20 protein-coding genes are annotated in these 19,987 nt (G+C 71.0%); 12 read left to right on the top strand and 8 right to left on the bottom strand.

Going from position 1 to position 19,987, the window contains the following annotated elements; translation table 11 throughout:
* The first annotated feature begins 69 nt into the window (after positions 1-69).
* The 3 genes from JHN45_RS17915 to JHN45_RS17905 all read left to right on the top strand — a co-directional run bounded on the left by JHN45_RS17915 (position 70) and on the right by JHN45_RS17905 (position 3,302).
* Positions 70-1,395 carry a wax ester/triacylglycerol synthase family O-acyltransferase gene (locus JHN45_RS17915; protein WP_201049707.1) on the top strand — a complete coding sequence of 442 codons (1,326 nt, stop codon included), beginning with the start codon at positions 70-72 and terminating at the stop codon, positions 1,393-1,395.
* A 106-nt stretch (positions 1,396-1,501) separates the two neighbouring features.
* A complete protein-coding gene (locus tag JHN45_RS17910) occupies positions 1,502-2,995 on the top strand; it encodes an SDR family NAD(P)-dependent oxidoreductase (RefSeq protein WP_201049706.1) in 1,494 nt (497 codons plus the stop codon).
* A 73-nt stretch (positions 2,996-3,068) separates the two neighbouring features.
* Positions 3,069-3,302, top strand: a complete 234-nt coding sequence (locus JHN45_RS17905) for a hypothetical protein (protein ID WP_201049705.1) — start codon at positions 3,069-3,071, stop codon at positions 3,300-3,302.
* A 9-nt stretch (positions 3,303-3,311) separates the two neighbouring features.
* On the opposite strand, the gene JHN45_RS17900 is transcribed toward JHN45_RS17905, so the two are convergent.
* The 3 genes from JHN45_RS17900 to JHN45_RS17890 form a co-directional block, all read right to left on the bottom strand.
* Entirely contained in the window at positions 3,312-4,118 is an 807-nt protein-coding gene (locus JHN45_RS17900; protein ID WP_200709843.1) for an SDR family oxidoreductase, read from the bottom strand.
* A gap of 28 nt (positions 4,119-4,146) precedes the next feature.
* Positions 4,147-4,722 (bottom strand): HD domain-containing protein, encoded by a 576-nt coding sequence (locus tag JHN45_RS17895; RefSeq protein ID WP_200709830.1) that lies wholly within the window; start codon positions 4,720-4,722, stop codon positions 4,147-4,149.
* Between the two features lie 137 nt (positions 4,723-4,859).
* Positions 4,860-5,495, bottom strand: a complete 636-nt coding sequence (locus JHN45_RS17890; RefSeq protein ID WP_200709829.1) for a TetR-like C-terminal domain-containing protein — start codon at positions 5,493-5,495, stop codon at positions 4,860-4,862.
* 112 nt (positions 5,496-5,607) lie between these two features.
* Here JHN45_RS17890 and JHN45_RS17885 point away from each other — a divergent pair, with 112 nt between their 5' ends.
* Positions 5,608-6,678, top strand: a complete 1,071-nt coding sequence (locus JHN45_RS17885; protein ID WP_200709828.1) for an alpha/beta hydrolase — start codon at positions 5,608-5,610, stop codon at positions 6,676-6,678.
* Between the two features lie 8 nt (positions 6,679-6,686).
* Here the strand turns inward: JHN45_RS17885 and JHN45_RS17880 are convergent, their stop codons facing one another.
* On the bottom strand, positions 6,687-7,253 hold the full coding sequence (locus tag JHN45_RS17880) for a class I SAM-dependent methyltransferase (RefSeq protein ID WP_236583786.1): 567 nt from the start codon (positions 7,251-7,253) through the stop codon (positions 6,687-6,689).
* 131 nt (positions 7,254-7,384) lie between these two features.
* On the opposite strand from JHN45_RS17880, the gene JHN45_RS17875 reads away from it, so the two are divergent.
* The 5 genes from JHN45_RS17875 to JHN45_RS17855 all read left to right on the top strand — a co-directional run bounded on the left by JHN45_RS17875 (position 7,385) and on the right by JHN45_RS17855 (position 11,952).
* Positions 7,385-8,650: a sensor histidine kinase gene (locus tag JHN45_RS17875; protein ID WP_200709826.1), complete on the top strand. Its 1,266-nt coding sequence runs from the start codon at positions 7,385-7,387 to the stop codon at positions 8,648-8,650.
* Positions 8,647-9,354 carry a response regulator transcription factor gene (locus tag JHN45_RS17870; RefSeq protein ID WP_200709825.1) on the top strand — a complete coding sequence of 236 codons (708 nt, stop codon included), beginning with the start codon at positions 8,647-8,649 and terminating at the stop codon, positions 9,352-9,354. Before JHN45_RS17875 ends, JHN45_RS17870 begins: the two co-directional genes overlap by 4 nt.
* Positions 9,355-9,413: 59 nt before the next feature.
* Positions 9,414-10,958 (top strand): alpha/beta hydrolase, encoded by a 1,545-nt coding sequence (locus JHN45_RS17865; protein ID WP_200709824.1) that lies wholly within the window; start codon positions 9,414-9,416, stop codon positions 10,956-10,958.
* A 271-nt stretch (positions 10,959-11,229) separates the two neighbouring features.
* The gene (locus tag JHN45_RS17860; RefSeq protein WP_200709823.1) at positions 11,230-11,403 is read left to right on the top strand and encodes a hypothetical protein; all 174 of its coding nucleotides are present in this window, start codon (positions 11,230-11,232) and stop codon (positions 11,401-11,403) included.
* A 66-nt stretch (positions 11,404-11,469) separates the two neighbouring features.
* Positions 11,470-11,952: a GNAT family N-acetyltransferase gene (locus JHN45_RS17855; protein WP_200709822.1), complete on the top strand. Its 483-nt coding sequence runs from the start codon at positions 11,470-11,472 to the stop codon at positions 11,950-11,952.
* A gap of 17 nt (positions 11,953-11,969) precedes the next feature.
* On the opposite strand, the gene JHN45_RS17850 is transcribed toward JHN45_RS17855, so the two are convergent.
* Positions 11,970-13,313 carry an amidase gene (locus tag JHN45_RS17850; protein WP_201049703.1) on the bottom strand — a complete coding sequence of 448 codons (1,344 nt, stop codon included), beginning with the start codon at positions 13,311-13,313 and terminating at the stop codon, positions 11,970-11,972.
* A 257-nt stretch (positions 13,314-13,570) separates the two neighbouring features.
* Here JHN45_RS17850 and JHN45_RS17845 point away from each other — a divergent pair, with 257 nt between their 5' ends.
* Positions 13,571-15,430, top strand: coding sequence for a family 20 glycosylhydrolase (locus JHN45_RS17845; RefSeq protein ID WP_201049702.1), 1,860 nt, complete (start codon positions 13,571-13,573; stop codon positions 15,428-15,430).
* Positions 15,431-15,448: 18 nt separating this feature from the next.
* The gene (locus tag JHN45_RS17840) at positions 15,449-16,996 is read left to right on the top strand and encodes an alpha-L-fucosidase (RefSeq protein WP_201049701.1); all 1,548 of its coding nucleotides are present in this window, start codon (positions 15,449-15,451) and stop codon (positions 16,994-16,996) included.
* 9 nt (positions 16,997-17,005) lie between these two features.
* Here the strand turns inward: JHN45_RS17840 and JHN45_RS17835 are convergent, their stop codons facing one another.
* Both JHN45_RS17835 and JHN45_RS17830 read right to left on the bottom strand, forming a co-directional pair.
* Entirely contained in the window at positions 17,006-17,911 is a 906-nt protein-coding gene (locus JHN45_RS17835; RefSeq protein WP_201049700.1) for a helix-turn-helix transcriptional regulator, read from the bottom strand.
* A gap of 159 nt (positions 17,912-18,070) precedes the next feature.
* The gene (locus JHN45_RS17830; RefSeq protein ID WP_200709817.1) at positions 18,071-18,322 is read right to left on the bottom strand and encodes a DUF397 domain-containing protein; all 252 of its coding nucleotides are present in this window, start codon (positions 18,320-18,322) and stop codon (positions 18,071-18,073) included.
* 210 nt (positions 18,323-18,532) lie between these two features.
* Between JHN45_RS17830 and JHN45_RS17825 the strand changes: the two genes are divergently transcribed.
* Positions 18,533-19,081, top strand: coding sequence for an ATP-binding protein (locus JHN45_RS17825; protein ID WP_201049699.1), 549 nt, complete (start codon positions 18,533-18,535; stop codon positions 19,079-19,081).
* A 65-nt stretch (positions 19,082-19,146) separates the two neighbouring features.
* Here the strand turns inward: JHN45_RS17825 and JHN45_RS17820 are convergent, their stop codons facing one another.
* Positions 19,147-19,953, bottom strand: coding sequence for an SAM-dependent methyltransferase (locus JHN45_RS17820; protein ID WP_201049698.1), 807 nt, complete (start codon positions 19,951-19,953; stop codon positions 19,147-19,149).
* Positions 19,954-19,987: the final 34 nt, after the last annotated feature.

The raw sequence follows: 19,987 nt of genomic DNA, 5'->3' as shown, positions 1-19,987 counted from the left end.
CGTACTTGACCGTAATCGCTTGTCGGCGCTTGACTGCTTGCTCACCCCTAGTCGACGCGAGGCAAGCCTTTGACTTCCGATCTGCTCGCTCCCCTCGACCTGGCGTTCTGGAACATCGAGTCCGACCGGAACCCGATGCACCTGGGCGCACTCGGCGTCTTCTCGGCGCACTCGCCGACCGCGGGAGCCCACGCCGCCGACCTCCTCGCCGCCCGTGCCGCCGCCGTCCCCGGGCTGCGGATGCGCATCCGGGACGTGTGGCGGCCGCTGTCCCTGTCCTTCGGGAGCGCCACCCGCGAGGAGGACCCCGACTTCGACCCCCTGCACCACGTCCGGCTGCACGCCCCGACCGCCGACTTCCAGGAGGTCGCGGGGCGGCTCATGGAACGCCCGCTGGAGCGCGGCCGGCCCCCGTGGGAGGCGCATGTACTGCCAGGCGAGGACGGTGTCTCCTTCGCCGTGCTGTTCAAGTTCCACCACGCCCTCGCCGACGGACTGCGCGCGCTGACCCTCGCCGCCGCCATCCTCGACCCGATGGACATGCCCGAGCGGCGGCCCCGCCCCGAGGAGCCCGCGCGTGGCCTGCTGCCCGATGTGCGCAAGCTGCCCGGGCTGGTCCGGGGTGCCCTGTCCGACGTCGGCCGGGCCCTCGACATCGGGGCGTCCGTCGCCCGCTCGACCCTCGACGTCCGCTCGTCGGCTGCGCTGGCCTCCGAGCCGTCGGGCACCCGCCGTACCGCCGGAGTCGTCGTAGACCTTGACGACGTGCACCGGATCCGCAAGACCGTCGGCGGCACCGTCAACGACGTGCTCATCGCCGTGGTCGCGGGCGCCCTGCGCCGCTGGCTCGACGAGCGCGGCGACGGCAGCGAGGGCGTCGCGCCCCGCGCCCTGATCCCCGTCTCCAAACGCCGCCCGCGCAGCGCCCAGCCGCAGGGCAACCGGCTCTCCGGGTACCTGATACGGCTGCCCGTCGACGACCCCGACCCGCTCGGGCGGCTCGACTCGGTGCGCGCGGACATGGACCGCAACAAGGACGCGGGCCCCAACCGGGGCGCGGGCGCCGTCGCCCTGCTCGCCGACCACGTGCCGGCGCTCGGCCACCGGCTCGGCGGACCGTTCGCCGCCCAGGCCGCCCGGCTCTGGTTCGACATCCTCGTCACCAGCGTTCCGCTGCCCAGCATCGGTCTGAAGCTCGGCGGCAACCCGGTCACCGCGGTCTTCCCGTACGCCCCGCTGGCCCGCGGCCAGTCCCTCGCGGTCGCCGTCTCCACCTTCCGCGGACACGTCCACTACGGCCTCGTCGCGGACGCGGCGGCGGTACCGGATCTCGATCTGTTCGCGCGTGCGCTCACCGAGGAGGTGGAGACACTCATCACCGCCTGCGGGTCGTGACGTGGGACGGGTTTGGTGCTGCGGCCCGGCGCTCCGTAAAATTCCCTGTTCGACGGCCGGTGCGCTCTGAGCGCCGCCGCGGACGACCCAAGGAAACGGCAGCGCGATGACGGTGACAGAGAACGGCTCCACGACCCCGGACGAGGTCGTGTACGGGCCCGGCATCGACCCCGAGCGGCTGGCCGTCTGCCTCAGCGTGCTCGACGAACTCGAGAAGATCGACGTCGACCACCCCGACGCGATCACCGTGCGCCGGGCCACCGCGGGCATCTACCGCAGCGTCAAGCAGCGCCGCCGTCAGGAGCGCCGGGCCGCGAAGACCGCGCACGACAAGGCCGTCACCGAGTCCACCGCGACCGGCTCCGCGCAGCGCATCGACGACGAGACCGAGGGTCTGCTCCCGTCGTCGGTGACCGAGGAGGGCCGGATCGCCGGGATCCTGCAGCGCCCGCGCTCCTGCTACACCTGCAAGACCCGGTACGTGGAAGTCGACTACTTCTACCACCAGCTCTGTCCCGACTGCGCCCGCCTGAACCGCGAGAAGCGCGACGTCCACGCCGACCTCACCGGCAAGCGCGCGCTGCTCACCGGCGGTCGCGCCAAGATCGGCATGTACATCGCGCTGCGGCTGCTGCGCGACGGCGCCCACACGACGATCACGACGCGCTTCCCGAAGGACGCCATCCGCCGCTTCAAGGCGATGGACGACTCCGCGGACTGGCTGCACCGCCTGGAGGTCGTCGGCATCGACCTCCGCGACCCGGCCCAGGCCGTCGCCCTCGCCGACCAGGTCGCCGAGGCGGGCCCGCTCGACATCCTGATCAACAACGCGACCCAGACGGTACGACGGCTGCCGTCCGCCTACGCCGCCCTCGTCGACGGCGAGAGCGCCCCGCTGCCCGCGGGTGAGCTGCCCGCCCACCACGTCATCGGGGCGTTCGGCTCCGGCGTGGTCGACGGCCTCGCCGCGCTGCCCGTCGGGATCAGCGGACTCGACGCCCAGCAGGTCGCCGATCTCGCCCTGGTCGCGGGCAACGCCAGCGTCGCCCGGCACCTGGACGGCACGGCCATCGACGCCGGCGGGCTGGTCCCCGACGTGGTCGACACCAACACCTGGGTGCAGACCATCGAGCAGATCTCCCCGGTGGAGCTGCTGGAGACCCAACTCTGCAACTACACCGCGCCGTTCATCCTGATCAGCAAGCTCCGCCCGGCCATGGCCGCCGCCGCCAGGGCCGCGACCAGCGGACGCGCGTACATCGTCAACGTCTCGGCGATGGAAGGCGTCTTCGGCCGCGGCTACAAGGGCGCGGGACACCCGAACACCAACGCCGCCAAGGCCGCGATGAACATGGTGACCCGCACCAGCGGCCAGGAGATGTTCCAGACCGACGGCATCCTCATGACCTCCGTCGACACCGGCTGGATCACCGACGAACGTCCCCACTACGACAAGCTCCGCCTCGCCGAGGAGGGCTTCCACGCCCCGCTCGACCTGGTCGACGGCGCGGCCCGGGTCTACGATCCGATTGTGTGCGGCGAACAGGGCGAGGACCTGTACGGCGTCTTCCTCAAGGACTACGCGCCCGGTAAGTGGTAACCCGCCACTCCGGGCACGAGGCCCGGTGACCGCCGGGTCCCGGCCCTGGTGAGCACCGCGCGAGGAGGTTCCCATGGCCAGTGCACATGGCATCGATCCGAGGGCCTTCGAAGACCCGCGCAACCACTACCCGACCGACGACCAGTTCTACGCGAGCGACCGCCCGGCCCACCCCGTCCTGCCGGAGGACCGCCCGCGCGGCGGCGGGTCCGCGGCCACGGTCAAACACCGTGGCACCTGGGCCACCATCGCTCTCGTCGCCGGGATCGTCCTGCTGATCCTTGTGGGGATCGCCCTGTTCCCGTGAGCGAGCAGGTCATGAGTGCGGCGGCCCCGCCGACCTCAGCCGGTCGTGGACGGCGTACCCGCCCGACGCGTACGCCGCCCGCACCCGTGTCCCGCCGTCCACCAGCAGATCCGCCCCGGTGATCCACTCGGCCTGGTCGGAGGCCAGCCACAGCACGGCCCGTGCGATGTCGGCCGGTTCCCCGATCCGGCCGAGCGGCAGCCCGGCGGCGACCTCCGCCTCGCCCGGCTCCCACACGAAGCGCGCCATCTCGGTGCGTACGAGTCCGGGGGAGACGGAGTTGACCCGCACTCCCGGCGCGAGTTCCCCCGCGAGCTGCTGGGTGAGGTGAAGGAGCGCCGCCTTGCTGGTGGAGTACGCCCCCACGTTCGGCCCGACATGCCCGGCACCCTCGGTGCACACATTGACCACCGCGCCGCCGTGCTCCCGCATCCACGCCCGCCACGCGCACTGCGTCAACCGCAGCGGCGCCTCGACGTTCACGGCGAACGCCGTCCGCCAGGCGTCCGGATCGGCTTCCATCAGCGGACCGTACGGCTGGTTCGTCGCCGCGTTGTTGACGACCACGTCGATCCGCCCGAAGGCGCGCAGCGCGAACTCGGCCAACTCCCTCGGGTGTTCGGGGTCGCCGACGTCCCCGGCCAGTCCGACCCCGCCCAACTCCGCCGCGGCGCGCGCCACTTCACCGGCGTCCCGAGCGCTCACGCACACCAGCGCCCCGGCCCCGGCGAACGCCTCGGCGACCGCGCGCCCGATCCCGCGCGTGCCGCCGGTGACCAGGACGGCCCGACCTCGCAGACCGTACGACGACGTCATCATCGCCGTACGATCTCATGACGGATCGTCAGTCGACAGCCCCCAGGCGGGAGTTGGGCAGCCGTGAGTTCCGGGCGGCGACGATGCCCAGTACCGTGCGCCAGTCCTCCAGGACCCCGGCGTCGAGGCCGACGACCTTGGCCGCGTCGTCGGCCTGGCGGAGGGTGATCGCGTCGTCGGCGAGCGGATCGTGCTCGAAGGCGGCGGCCTCGGCGCGGGACATCGGGCCGCCCTGGGCCCGGAGGGTCAGCGTGCTCTGCGCGGACAGGTCGTGGTCCGGTGCTGCGGTGGCCAGATAGCGCTTCGCGGGCACGTGCAGCCGGACCAGGTGGGCGACCCGCTCGCCGAGCAGTGCGCGGACGGCGTCCGCCGCGTGGTCGGCGTGTCCGGCGTCGTCTCCGGGTTGCAGGAGATGCCCGATGTCGTGGACCAGGCCGGCGACCTGGAGTTCCTTGTCGGCGGGGCGACTTCGGCGCAGCAGCGCGGCCGTCTGCAGTGCGTGGTCGTGCAGATCGACCGGATCACCGCTCCGGTCCGGGGTGTCCCAGGCACCCCGGCAGGCGTACAGCAGGTCCATCAGCTCCTCGACGCTGCGCAACTCCATGCGTCAGTCCTCCCGCGAGACAGCCTGTGCGGAACGCCAGGAGATCATGGCGAGCTTTCGGCGCAGCCAACGGGACCTGAACTGCTCGACGCCTTCGGTGACGCAGATCGTGCTGCTCGCCGGCGCGGGCGTCGGTGTTACCGGGAGTCGGGCCGTGTGCGGGCGGAGTCCGGTCCGGCCAGGCCGTGCAGGAGGGTGTCGACCATCCGCTCGATGCGGTCCTCCCCGACGGGTTGCCGGATGAGCAGCGCCCTGAAGTGCAGCGGCGCGACCAGCAGTTCGAGGGCGAGCTGGTGATCCGCGTCGGCCGGCAGCTCATGGCGGTCGACGGCGCGGTCGACGATGATCCGGGTGACGTCGTAGCGGGACTGCCAGAACAGGGCACGGCTCTCGGTCAGTTGGGGATCTTCCTCGGCCGTGGCCATCGCCTGGGCCAGTGCGATGCCCAGGGGAGTGTCCAGGTAGGCGGCGATGAGCCGGGCCAGCGCGACCATGTCGTCGCGGAGGTTCCCGGTGTCGGGGACCGGCAGGTGTTCCTGGCTGTAGGACAGCAGCGCGTCCAGGACCAGGTTCTGCGGGGCACCCCAGCGCCGCTGGATCGAGGTGGCGTGGACGCCCGACCGACGGGCGATCTCGCTCATCGTCAAGCCGCTCGTGCCGTTCTCGGCGAGCACTTCCAGGGTCGACCGCAGGACATCGGCACGGACCCGCGCGGACCGGCCGCCCGGACGGCGGGACGCCTCTGCCTGGTCGCTCGTCTCGTTCTTGCTCACGACATCACGTTAACGCACAAATCTTGCGTTTGTGTTCGAGGGGGCGTAGCGTCCGCTAACGCAGAATGTGTGCGTTAGTGCTCGGGTCGTGGAAAGAACGGAAGGAGCCGTCATGCCCTACCAATGGCCGCTGGACGCGTCGGAGCTGTTCGGCGAGCGGTATCCGCAGATGGTCAACACCGGGCTGCCGGTGGCCGACGTCGACGCGGTGCGGGCCGCGGTCACCGAGATGTGGGCGGACGCTCCGGGCGGTTGGGTCCACGAGTGGTCGAAGCTGGCCGCGGCCTACGCCGACGCGGGAGCCCATGAGCAGGCGGCGCTGGCCTACGGATGGGCGAAGTTCCCCGCCCTGGCCGACGAGAGCAAGAGGGCCGCGCTCGCCAGGCAGCTGGAGCAGTACCGGCTCGCGGCTCCCGGTTTCGGGGTGCGGTTCGAGCGGTACGCGCTGGAACTGCCGTATCAGGGGGACACGACCGGCGTCCCGGTCCACGTGCTCGCGCCCTTCGACCTCCCTGCCGATCGGCCGGTGGTGCTCGCCAGCGGAGGTGTGGACAGCTGGAAGATGGATGTGCACGGGCTGATGGTGCTTCTCGCTCTCCAACTGCGCGCCCGGGTGCTGGTGTTCGACATCGCGGGAACCGGCGAGTCGACGGTGCCGATGAGCGGCGCCGGCGGCGCGGAGATGGTCACCGGGCTGATCGGGCACGCCCGGTCGCTGGGCAACGGCGTGGTCGCGCACCTGGGCATCTCGATGGGCGGATACTTCTCGGCCCGGTCGGGACTCGGAGGTGAGGTCGACGCCGCCGTGGTGCTGGGCGGGCCGGTCGAGGCGGCGTTCACCGACGCGCGCAAGGACGCCTTCGGCATGGACGGGATCCTCGGCAACGCGATGGGCTTCGACGCGCCGCCCACCCCCGGGCAACTGGTCGCGGCCAGGGCCGAGTTCACCCTTCGCCCACTCCTCGACCAGGACCGCAACAGCCCCATGCTGGTGGTCAACGGCGCCGACGACGTCCATGTGCCGCAGCACGACACCCTGGTGTTCCAGGGCCGCCGCGACACCGTCGTGAACCTCGTCCCCGACACCGGACACTGCGCGGTGAGCAAACTGCCCGAGGTGTTCCCGACGATCATCGGCTGGCTGGACAGCGCGCTGGCCGCCACGACGGAGACGGACCGGTAAGCGGCCGGTCAGTGCTTCTGAGTGGCCCGGTGCACGAACGCGGGCGGGAGGTTCGGCCACACCACGGTCGAGCGTTCCAACTGGCCGAAGCGGCAGGCCAGTTCGGCGGTGAAATGGCGGGCGGGCGGGGTCCAGGCCGCGTGCAGATAGGCGAAGGTGGTGAACCGGCCGCCGGGCGTGAGGACTTCGGCGACGGCGTCCAGGATGCGCCCGCGCTGCTCCCTCGGCATGACCGTCCACGGCAGCCCGGAGACGACCGCGTCGGCCGGTTCGCCTGCCACGGCAGCCAGTTCGGCCGCCGAGCCCCGTACGACGGTCAGGCGTGTGTCGCGCCGGGTGGCCGACAGCCGCGCCGCGAGCACCGGGTTGAGCTCGATCGCGACGAGCCGTGCGGCGGGCGCCAGCCGGGCGAGGATCGCGTCGGTGAACACCCCGGTCCCCGGGCCGAGTTCGACCACGAGCCGGGCCTCCTCCAGTCCGATGCCCTCGGTCATCGCGGACGCGAGCCGTCGTGAACTGGCCGCCACGGCACCGGTCATGAGTGGTCGCCTGAGGAATTCGGTGGTGATCGACATGGCGGCCATGGTGGAAGCGACCCGGGTCGCCGTACGTCGTGTCCCCGGCCGGTGCGTGTACGACCGTGGGAGGACCCCAAGACGCCCGCCGGGACGATGTGGGGGAGCGGTCCCGGCCGTAGCGTGAAGTGGTGCTTCGGCTGATCGAGACCCTGTCCCGCCTGCAGCGGGGCCATCCATGGCTGACCGACGCCCTGCTGGTCGTGCTGGTGGCGGTGCCGCCGGTGATCCGACCGGAGCCGGGCTGGCGGCCGGTCTGGGTGCAGGCGGTCGTGTATGTCGCCCTGGTACTGCCCCTGTTGTGGCGTCGCCGCCGGCCGGTGCTGGTCGCGGCCCTGGTGACCGCGGTGTTCTGGGCGCAGTACCTCGGACACGTGTGGGGGCAGGAACCGGGACGCGGCGCCGTCGCCCTGGCCGCGGCCCTGGCCACTCTCACGGTGCGCGGCCTGCGCCGCGCCGCCGCGGTCACGGTGCTCTGCGCCGCCGGCTGCGTGCTGCTGTGGATTCCCGCGTGGCAACGGGACTACGACGGCGGCCCGGGCGCCCGGGGAGCCTGGCTCACCCCGCTCGCGGTGGGGCTCCTGCTCGCCGGGGCCTGGGTGTTCGGCGAGTACGTCCGCGCCCGGCGCGCCTATGTCGCCGAGTTCGAACGGCGGGCCGCGCTCGCCGAGTCGGAACGCCTCGCCCTGGCCCGCGTCGCCGTCGCCGAGGAGCGGGCCCGCATCGCCCGCGAGATCCACGACGTCCTCGCGCACAGCGTGAGCGTGATGGTGCTGAACGCCGAGGGCGGCAGGCTGATGCGGCAGATCGACCCCGCCGTCGTCGATCGCACCCTCGGCGTCATCAGCGCGACCGGCCGCGAGGCCCTCGGCGAACTGCGCCGCCTGCTGGAGGTGTTGCGCACCCCTGACACGGGCGCCGACTCCGGTTCCGCTCCCGATGGGGCCGCTCCCGATGGGGCCGGCGAACACCTCTCGGCCGATCTGCGGCGACTGATCGGACGCCTCAACACCAGCGGCAGGCAAGCCCAGTTGGACCTGCGCGGAGAACAGGACGGCCTTCCCCCGGATCTCACCGCGCAGACGTACCGCATCGTGCAGGAGGCGCTCACCAACGTCGTCAAGCACGCCCCGCCGGACGCCACGGTCCACGTACGGGTCGACACCGGGAGCGAGGGGCCCGGGCGGCTGGTCCGCGTCCGGGTGGAGAACTCGCCCGGAGCGTCGGACAGACGTGCGGTCCCGCCGCCCCCGTCCGGCCGTGGACTCACCGGCATGCGCGAGCGCACCGCCCTGTACGGCGGGCGCCTCGACGCCGGCCCCACACCCGACGGCGGCTACCGCGTCGTAGCGACCCTGCGTCCTGCCGAGCCGGAACCCACCGCGGCGACCGCATGACCGGCCTCGACCCGACCCCGGAACGTACCGCGGCATCGACGTCACCGTCCCGGGTGCTGATCTGCGACGACCAGGAACTGATCCGGATGGGGCTGCGCATGGTCGTCGACAGCCAGCCCGATCTCACCGTGGTGGGCGAGGCCGCCGACGGCGACGCGGCGATCGCGGGGGTGGCCGCAATGGAGCCGGATCTCGTCCTGATGGACGTCCGCATGCCCGGTCTGGACGGGCTCGCCGCGACCGAGATCATCTGCGCGCAGCCCCATGGGCCCCGCATCCTCCTCGTCACCACCTTCGATCTCGACGAGTACGCCTACGCGGCGCTGCGGGCCGGAGCGAACGGCTTCCTCGTCAAGGACGCCCCCGCCGAGGAGATCCTGGTGACCGTCCGCGCGGTGCTGAGGGGCGAGACCATGGTGGCGCCCTCGCTGACCCGGCGCCTGGTCGAACGCTTCGTCCTGCACGCCCCCGCGACCGCGCCCGCCCAGCGCGGCCGCCTGGCGGCTCTCACCGAGCGGGAACGGGAAGTCCTCGCCCTGGTCGCCCGGGGACTGGCCAACGGCGAGATCGCGGACCGCCTCTTCGTCGGGGAGACGACCGTCAAGACCCACCTCGGCCGGATCCTGACCAAGCTCGGCCTCCGGGACCGTATCCACGCGGTGATCTTCGCCTACGAGAGCGGGCTGGTACGGGTCGGGGACTGAGCGGCGACGCCCCGGAAATCCGGATGCAGCCCCCGGCAGCGATGGCTACAGTGAGTGACATGACGTTCACGTTCCGCGTGCGATTCGGGAGGGCGGTGGCAGCCGCTCTCTTGGCCATGGCCGCTCTCCCGACGACCGCGGTCGCTGTCCCGCAGACCCCGACCACACCCACCGACCCGTCTCTGGACCACCGGCCCCTTGCCTGGAAGACCTGTGCCCGCGGTCCCGACGACGACACCGGCAAGGCTCTCGACACGGCCGGCGCCCAATGCGCCGACCTGACGGTCCCTCTGGACCACGCGACCCCGGGCGGCCGGACGATCGGCATCGCGGTGGCCCGCCTCCGGGCCGCCGACCCCGCGCACCGCATCGGCACGCTCCTCTACAACATGGGCGGACCCGGGGATCCCGCGATCGAGTCCCTGTTGTCCGTCGGTGCGGCGATGGGGGAGACGGCCCGTCGCTACGACATCGTCGGCGTGGACCCACGTTTCACCGGCCGCAACACACCACTCAACTGCGGCTGGCGGACCGAGACCTACTTCCGCTCGGCGGGATCGGACCGGGCGGGCTTCGAGCGCATGAGGGACTTCGAGCGCGGCCTCGCCGAACAGTGCCGCGACCGCGCCGGAGCCCTTCTGCCCTACGCCTCCACGCGCAACGCGGCCCGTGACATGGACGCCGTCCGCGCCGCCCTCGGCGAGCGCCGGATCTCCTACTACGGCGTTTCGTACGGCACTTATCTCGGTGAGGTCTACACGGCGATGTTCCCCGGCCGCACCGACCGCGTCGTCCTCGACGGCGTGCACGATCCGAGCCGCCTCGCCCCCTGGGCCGAGTACGGCACCGAGCAGGTCAACGAGGACGCCCTGCGCCACTGGGCGGGCTGGGCGGCGGCCCACGACCGTACCTACGGGCTGGGCGCCACCGCCGACGCCGTGCTCGCCACCCTCGACGGCATCCAGTCAGCGGCCGTCCGGCGGCCGTTGGCCATCGGACCGTACCGGGTGGACCGGCACGTGGCGCCGCTGTTCGACTACGCGGTCCTCGGTGACGACACGGAGGAGGGGGACGCGCTCATCGCGGGTGTCTTCCGCACGCTCAAGCAGGCCGCCGACACCGGGCACGCCGAGCCGGACGCGTTCCTCACCGCCTTCCTGGCGGCGACGCTGACCGGTGACGGTTCCGCGTACGGCAGCACGCAGACCGCGTACCTGTGTGCCGACACACCGGGACCGCGGGACACCGAGGTCCACTGGCGCGCGATCGAACGGACCCGGGCCCGGCACCCGCTGTTCGGCCCGCTCCTCAACAACGTGACCCCGTGCTCGTTCTGGCCACGGCCCGAGGAGCGGCCGGTCACCACCGTCCACAACAACATCCCGGCGCTGATGGTCAACGCCACCGGCGATCCCCGGGTGCCGTACTCGGAGGCCCGGCAGATGCACGCAAGGTGGCCCGCTTCACGGCTCGTCACCGTCACTGGTTCCTACCGGCACGGGGTGTACGGCACCGACTACGGCGACACCTGCGTCAACGACACCGTCAACGCCTACCTCGCCACCGGCCGGCTCCCCGCGGCCGACCTGACGTGTTCCCCGTAGCGCGTGTCTATTATTTACCCCATGTTTTCAGCCCCATCGAGCGGCAGCCCGCTCATTTGGTTAACCTGAGGCAGACGGACAGCAACAAGGGGTCCCACCCACACCCATGGTCCGTCCCGGGGCAGGCCGTTCACAACGGCCCGCTCTCACACGAGTTACCGGCGCCACCGCGTCCGAACTGCCTTCAACCCACACCCGAGCGGGCCTCAGGTACCGGACCGAAGAACGGCCGGTATGCCCCGAGGGTGACCCGACACATAAGGAGTGCGCGGTGACACCAGAGAAGACGAATCGCGAGCAACGCCCCAAGGAATCCACGGAGCGTGCGGGCCACCGGTCCGACGAGCTCGGCAGCCTGGCCGTGTGGGCACGGTCCGCCCCCATCCGGCTCGCCGGCTACGAGGACGACCTCGCCGAGCCCCACATCCTGCCCAGCGTGGACTGACCCCCCAAGGGACCCCACGGGACCCATCGCGATCGCCGACGGCATGGGCGTGCGAAAATCGCGCCCATGCTGATCAGAGAAGCCGCGGCCGACGACTGGCCGCGGATCTGGCCTTTCTGGCACCGGATCGTCGCTGCCGGCGACACCTACACCTGGGCCCGGGACACCTCCGAAGAGGCGGCCCGGGCCCTGTGGACGTCCCCGCCCAAGCGCGTGTACGTCGCCGAGGACGAGAGCGGGACGATCGTCGGCTCCGCCTTCGTCACCCCCAACTACGGCGGCCCCGCCGACCGCATCGCCAACGCCGGCTTCATGGTCGACCCCGACCACGGCGGCCGGGGCATCGGCCGCGCCCTCGCCGAACACATCCTCACCGCCGCCCGCGACCAGGGCTTCCGGGGCATGGTCTTCAACGCGGTCGTCGAGACCAACCCCGCCGTCAAACTCTGGCGCTCCCTCGGCTTCACGATCCTGGGCACGGTCCCGGACGCCTTCGACCATCCCCGGGACGGCCGCGTGGGCCTGCACATCATGTACCGCGCCCTGTAGGCCTCCAGCCGGAACCTTCAGTCGAGTGGCGCCGTCCGCACCCACGGGCGCAGTTTCTCCAACTGCTCCGCCAGCTCCAAGAGCGCCGCCTCCGACCCCGGCCGCCCCACCAGCTGTACGGCACAGGGCGCGCCCGAGGGCAGCGTGCCGAACGGGACCGACATCGCGGGCCAGCCGGTGAGGTTCCACGGGGGAGTCATCGGCGAGTAGTTGGTGTTGGCCAGCACATTCCGCAGCCAGCCCCGCTCGTGCCACGGCCCTGCCTTGGGGGAGCGGCGGGCCAGCGCGGCCGTCAGCAGGATGTCGTGCTCGGCGAAGAACGGTGTGAGCCGTTCCCGCAGCTGTTCCCGGCTCCTCCCGGTACGGACGCTGTTGACGAACCGGCGCCCGATCGCCGCGTGCACCCGGGTCCGCCGCGCAAGCCTGCGCGGGTCCAGTCCCGCCGCGTCCACCGCGGTGCCCGCCGTCCAGTGCGCGAGCGAGGTGGTGCTCAGCGACAGCGGATACGGCGGATCGGCGCGGTGCAGCGCATGGCCCGCCTTGGCCAGCAGCCCGGCGGCCTCCCGGACGGCGGTCGTATACGGCTTGCTGACGGCGACCCCGGCGAGGGGGCTGCGCACGGAGACGGCGATCTTCCGGGCGGTGGGCTCATCAGGGCGTACGACCTGGATGTCCGCGATGACCGAAAACATCAGCCGGGCGTCCTCGACGGTCGTCGCCAGGGGTCCGTTTTCGGACATTCCGAACCAGTCACCGTCGCCGATACCGGCGGGCACGACCCCGAACCCCGGCTTGATGGTGACCAGACCGCAGTTCGCCGCCGGGATGCGCAGCGAGCCCATGCCGTCGTTGCCGAGCGCGATCGGCACCATGCCCGCCGCGACCGCAGCCGCGCTGCCGCCCGAGGAACCCCCTGCGGTACGGGTGGTGTCCCACGGGTTGCGTGCGGTGCCGTAGACGCCCTCGGTGGTGCCGAAGACACACAGCTCGGGCACGTTCGTCAGCCCCACGACCACCGCGCCCGCCGCCCGCAGCCGCGCCACGGTGACATGGTCGTGGTCCGCGGGCGTGTCCGGGGTCGCGGCCGAGCCGACCCGGGTGGACTCGCCGGTCACGGCGAGGTTGTCCTTCACGGCCAACGGCACGCCCGCGAGCGGCAGTTCGGCCAGATCGGCCCGCGCACCCACCGCATCGGCCTCCGCGAGCGCGGCCTCGGCCCGTACGACCCGGAACGCGCCGATCCGCCCGTCGAGCCGCTCGATCCGGGCGAGATGCTCGGCCACCACCTCACGAGGCGTGGCCCAATTCTCGCGTACGGCGGCGGAGATCTCGGTGGCGGTACGGCCGATCCAGCTGGTCACGGGCGCGCTCCTTCAATCTACTGGCGAGTACGTAGAGAGAACTGTGCCTCGGCAGGGGCGTTGCGTCGAGAGGTGGCGGGCCTTGGACATTCGCTCCCGTCTTCTTGGACTTTTCATGAGCCGAAGCCGGGCGGGCGCCGACTGACCTGCTGGTCATCCGATCAATGGCTCAACTTGGCCACTCCCAGCACCCGTTGACAGTCCCCGACCACAGTCCAATCATCAGTCGTCCGATCAATCGCGACCGGTGGAGTGTCATGGCTGAGCGAGGGAAGAGACGTTTCCGGCTGGTCGGCTTCGCGGCGGTGATCGCGCTGCTGGCGGTGCCCGCAGCACCGGCGGTCGCGGCCCAGCAGGAGCGGGCGGCACCTCCGGTGACCGTGCCCGCGCTGTCCAACTGGACATCCGAACCCGGGAGTTACGACTTCGGGGCCGGGACCCGGCTGGTGGCAGGCAGCGCGAGTGAGCGCAGGGTCGCCGACACCCTCGCCGGCGACCTGAAGGCGGCGGGCCACGGAACCGTGCCCGTCGTACGGGGCGGAGCCGCCCGGCCCGGCGACATCGTGATCGAAGTCCGGCCGACGCACGGCTCGTTGGGCACGGAGGGCTATGAACTTCAGGCGGGCAAACGGCTGTCGGTCACCGGAGCCACCGAGACCGGGGCCTTCTACGGCACCCGCACCCTCCTCCAACTCCTCGCCCAGGGGGACCACATACCGGCGGGGCACACGGTCGACGTACCGCGCTACAAGGAGCGCGGGGTCGGCGTCTGTGCCTGCTACATCCACATCTCCCTGCCCTGGCTGGAGAACCTGGTGCGCGAGATGGCGTACCACAAGCTCAACCAACTGCTCCTGGAAATCAAGGTGAAGAGCGACGCGCACCCCGAGGCCGACACCTGGGGCTACTACACCAAGGACGAGCTGCGCGGCCTCGTCGCCCTCGGCGACAAGTACCACGTCGAGATCATCCCGGAGATCAACTCCCCGGGCCACATGGACCCGTGGATAGCGGACCGCCCCGACCTCCAGCTCACCGACAGCGACGGAAACAAGCAGCCCGCCCGCCTCGACGTCACCCAGCAGGCGGCCTTCGACTACTACACGAGCCTGATGGACGAGTACGCGCAGGTCTTCACCGCGCCGTCCTGGCACATGGGCGCCGACGAGTACATGCTCGGCTCCGACTACTCCAAGTACCCGCAGATGCTGCGCTACGCCCAGGAGAAGTACGGCGCGAACGCCACCCCGCAGGACGCCTACATCGACTTCATCAACCGCGTCCAGGCCTACGCCGCGAGCAAGGGCAAGCAGTTGCGCATCTGGAACGACGGCCTCACCGGTGCCAACACCGTGCCGGTGGCGCCGGGCACGACGGTCGAGCACTGGCTGAACGTCCAGACGAAACCGAGCCAACTCATCGCCCAGGGCTACCCGTTGATGAACGCGGCCTACTCCCTCTACCTGGTGCGCGGCGGCTTCCACAGCGACACCGAGTCGCTGTACGACCAGAGCTGGGACCCGCGCAGCTTCGAGGGCGAGAAGCTGACCTCCAGCACCGGCATCACCGGGGCGAAGATCAGCCTCTGGCCCGACAACGGGCGCGGCGAGACCGAGAACGAGGTCGCCGCCGACACCGAGCCCGCGCTGCGCCATCTCGCCCAGGCGACCTGGGGCGACCCGCACCCCGACGCCACCTACGCCCAATTCACCGCACGGGGCACGGCAGTCGGTCACGCGCCCGGATGGCGGGACCTGACCCGGGTACCGGTCGCGGACGGGACGTACACCTTCCGGACGGCGGGTGCCTCCTTCGACGCCACCGTGCAGCGCACACCGGACGGCTACGCGACGTTGCGGACCGCCGACGGCTGCCTGGAGATACAGGGCGGCAAGCTCACCCTCAACGTCCCGCTTCAGCCAGGGGTCTCGGCCACCCCGCAGCCCTGCGACACCGCGAACACCATGCAGCGCTGGGAGTTGGCGCCCACGGCGGGCGGCTACCGCCTCGTGAACGCCATCACGCAGATGGCGCTGAGCGTCACCGACGACGGCCGCCTCGTCCAGTACCCGCCGGACCAACACCGGCCCGCAGTCTGGCACTTGACCGCCCACTGACCAGAGGAGTCCCACCCCATGGCCCTCTCCAGACGTCTCTTCGTCCTCTCGGCCACCGCACTCGCGGCGACCGGCACCGCCACGACCCCCGCCCTCGCGACGCCCCCGCCACCGTCCGACTCCCGCTACCGCATCCCCGTCAGCCCGGACGACACCGAGGCCGACCTGGTCCGCAAGGCCTCCCAAGTCCGGCCCACCGCACGGCAGGTGGCCTGGCAGCAGCTGGAGCGGACGGCGTTCCTGCACTTCGGCGTGAACACCTTCACCGGCCTGGAGTGGGGGACCGGCGACGAGGACCCGAACGTGTTCCAGCCGACCGGCCTCGACACCGACCAGTGGGCCCGCGCCCTGCGCGACGGCGGTTTCAAGCTCGCCATCCTCACCGTCAAGCACCACGACGGCTTCGTCCTGTACCCCTCCCGTTACACCAACCACACGGTGGCCTACAGCAGTTGGCGTGCCGGGCAGGGTGACGTACTGCGCTCCTTCGCCGACTCCATGCGACGGTACGGCCTCAAGGCCGGCGTCTATCTCTCGCCCGCCGACGAGAACCAGTACCTCCACGGCGTCTACGCCAACGGCAGCGCACGTGCCACACGCACCATCCCCACACTCGTCGACGGCGACGACCGCGCACCGGACGCCTTCTACACGCTGGACGCGACCGACTACGGCGCCCATATGCTCAACACCCTCTACGAAGTGCTGACCGAGTACGGCCCGATCGACGAGGTCTGGTTCGACGGCGCCCAGGGCCGCATTCCGCCGGGCCAGGTCGAGGACTACGACTGGGACAGCTGGTACACCCTGGTCAGATCACTCGCCCCGGACGCGGCGATCGCGGTGACCGGCCCTGACGTGCGCTGGGTCGGCAACGAGGGCGGCACCGCACGGGAGGACGAGTGGAGCGTCCTCCCCGTCAAGGAGGAGCAGTACGGCCGCACGGACTGGGCGCTGTCCTACGACACCCCCGACGAGGGCAGTCGCAGCGCGTTGGTGGCGGCGCAGCCGAACACCGACTACCTCCAGTGGTGGCCGGCCGAGTGCGATGTGTCGATCCACGACGGCTGGTTCTACCATCCGGGCCAACTCCCCAAGAGCGTCGACCAGTTGATCGACATCTACTTCGGCTCCGTGGGCCGCAACGCGGTTCTGCTGCTCAACGTGCCGCCGGACACCGACGGCTTGCTGGCGGACCCGGACGTGGCGCGGCTGCGTGAGTTCCGTGAGCGCGTGGACCGGGAACTGCCCGAGGATCTGGCACGCGGAGCCCGGACGGTCGTCTCACCGGGTCGGGTCACCGTCGATCTCGGCTTCCAACAGGCGGTCGACCGCGTCCGGTTGGCGGAGGACGTCGGGCGCTACGGCCAGCAGGTCGAGGCCTTCGTCGTCGAGGCGTACGTCGACGGGGACTGGGTGGTGGTGACCCGGGCCGGGACGATCGGGGCCAGTCGCATCCTGCTGCTGCCCGCACCCGTACGCGCCCGGCGCTGGCGGGTCCGCGTGACGGCGGCCCGGGACACCGTACGGATCGCGGAGTTCGGGCTGTACCGCTCGCGGGCCTGAGGACCGGGCTCACATGTCCTTGAGGAGCTTCTCCAGGAAGACCACCGACTCGGGGCCGGGCAGCGCCACCAGGCTCAGTCGGTCCATGACCGCGAGATAGCGGTCGACCTCCTCCGCCTTGTCCAAGTACAGGGCGCTGGTGAGCTGTTCGAGATAGACGATGTCCGGCAGGTCCGGGACCGGGAAGCGCAACACGGTGATCGGACCGCCGGCCGCCGCATGGCCGCCCACCTCGAAGGGCAGCACCTGCAGCGTGATGTTCGGCAGGGCGGCCGTCTCGGCGAGGTGCCGGAGCTGGTCGCGCATCACCTCGGCCCCGCCGAGCGGCCTGCGCAGCGCCGCCTCGTCCACCACGACCCACAGCCTCGGTGCTCCGGGCCTGGTCAGCAACTCCTGGCGGGTCATGCGGAGTTCGACGCGGCGCTGGATCGAGTCCGGGCTGTCGGTGGGGCGGCCGAGCCGGATGACGGCCTCGGCGTACCCGGCGGTCTGCAACAGGCCCGGGATGAACTGGACTTCATAGGTGCGGATGAGGGAGGTGGCCTCCTCCAGCCCCAGGTGCTGCTCGAACCAGGCGGGGAAGGAGTCGCCGTAGGCGCGCCACCAGCCGGGTTCGTTGGCGCGGCGGGCCGAGTCCAGGAACTCCTGGCGGGCGTCCGGCTCGTGGAGGCCGTACAGCGTCAACAGGTCGGCCACGTCCCGCTCTTTGAAGCCGACGCGGCCCAGTTCCATCCGGCAGAGCTTGGCGTCCGAGGCGCGTATGGCCGAAGCGGCCGTGTCCCGGGTGATGTTGAGGGACTCGCGCAGCCTACGGAGCCGGGTGCCCAGCATGATGCGTTGAACGGTCGGACCACCGCGCTGAAGGCTCAGCACGTCCGTACCCAGGGGGGCGTGTTCCGGTTGAGCTGCAGTCATGTTCATCCCCTCGGCGGTCGCGCCGATACTGTCCGCAAGTTCTCGGGACTCAAAACAGGATCGTAGCACCGAGGTTCCGGATAACTGCGGGGAGTGAAGGAGCCGGAAGGTGCCGGCCTGTGTCCGGCGCCTTCCGGCCATCCGCGGGTCTGCCTGACTTCAGCGGCCGGGGAGTAGGCCGTCGAAGTCGCCGTCCTTCACACCGCGGACGAACGCGGAGATCTCGGCGCTGGTGTAGACGAGCGCCGGACCTTCGGGATGGCGCGAGTTGCGCACGGCGATGTGGCCGTCGGAGAGCGCGGCCAACTCGACGCAGTTGCCCTCGGGGTTGCTGTGGTGGCTCTTGCGCCACTCCGCGCCGCTCAGCAGGGTCGCCGACATGCCGTTCGCGTGCTCGATCTGAGGCCTCATCGCTCCCCCGGAAGATCGGATGCAATTGCAGCTTCAATTGCACCCATTGGTGATGTGGAGGACGATAGCCCTCGGGGGCACCGCTCGCAAGATCATCTGCAATTGCAGCGGTAATTGCCGATGCACTTGCGTTCGCAGGGTCAGTCGGAGGACCATGTTCCGGACAGGTGTAACGCGCGCAGTTGTTCTCTTGGGGTCTCAGGGGTCGCGATGTCCGCAGAGCAAGTCGTACGGCCGGTCGACTCCCTGCGGATCGAGGGCACTTGGGAGTGGCTGTGCCGGGCCGTCGACGAGGTGGGGCGACCCGCACCGGGGCAGACCATCACCCTGGTCCCCGCCGTGGGGGACGGAGGCAACCCCGCTCTCTGTTCGGTCTTGGTCGTGCCCCCGATGCCTCAATCGGCGCATGTGGCACGGGACTTCACCCGCGCCGCGCTGGCCGACCGGGCCGGGGACGAACTCGTCGACGACGTGGCGGTCACCGTGTCGGAACTGGTGAGCAACGCACTGCGCTACGGCCGGGCGCCCAACTCCCCGGTGGTGCAGCAGCCTTCGCTCTGGCTCGCGGTGTGGGACCGGCTGCCGTACGCCGTGTGCGCGGTCACCGACGACAGCGATCGGATACCCGTGGAGGGGCACCCCGACGAGTTCGCGGAGTCCGGGCGCGGTCTCCAAGTGGTCTCCGCGCTCAGCGACTCATGGGGCTGGAACCTGCGGGCGGGCGGCGGCAAGACGGTCTGGGCACTGTTCCGGATCTGACTCGACGGACAAACAGAGGAGCGGGGTACCGGACCAACGCCGGTACCCCGCTTCTGTGTTGCCGCTCAGACCTTGCGGCCGATCCCGCAGATCGTGTCCACGACCTCGGACTGATCACGGCCCACGTCGACCGGCTCCGGGCGCCACTGCGAGATGGGGACGATGCCGGGTTCGACGGCTTCGAGACCGTCGAAGAAGGCCGTCACCCGCGCGGGGCTGCGCAGGTAGTAGGAGCTGGCGGAGTTGGCGTTGTACACCGAGATCGCCTGGTTGAGCGCCGGGTTGGTGTCGGTGCCGTCGGTCAGCGCGAGATAGCTGCCCGGGGGCAGCGCGTCGAGGAAGCGGGCCACGACCGCCTCGGGCTCGTCCGAGTCCGGGATCTGGCCCAGGATGCCCAGCATCGTCAGCGCGATCGGCTTGCTGAAGTCCAGTGTCCGGGCCGCGGCTTCGAGAATCGTCTCGGGATCGCGGACATCGGCCTCGACATAGGCGCAGGCGCCTTCGGGCGTGCTGGTGAGCAACGCCTGCGCGTGCACCAGCACCAGCGGGTCGTTGTCGACGTACACGATCCGGCTCTCGGGCGCGATGCGCTGCGCGACCTCGTGCGTGTTGTCCACGGTCGGCAGACCGGTGCCGATGTCGAGGAACTGGCGGATGCCCGCCTCCGCGGCGAGATAGTGCACGGCCCGCACCAGGAAGCCTCGTTGGAGGCGAGCCAGCAGGGCGATGTCCGGGAACATCTTGACGATCATTTCGCCGGCCTCGCGGTCGGCGGCGTAGTTGTCCTTGCCGCCGAGGAGGAAGTTCCACACACGGGCGGAGTGCGGCCGGTCGAGCTGGAGCCGGTCGGCCAGCGGGTCTTCGGAAGTCATGGGCAAAGCCTCACACGAAGTACCCGGCGGTGTC

It is taken from the genome of Streptomyces sp. MBT53 (assembly GCF_016654115.1).
Taxonomy (GTDB): Bacteria; Actinomycetota; Actinomycetes; order Streptomycetales; family Streptomycetaceae; genus Streptomyces.
The sequence above is the reverse complement of the archived record's forward strand: the minus strand, read 5'-3'. Positions and strand labels throughout refer to the sequence as shown.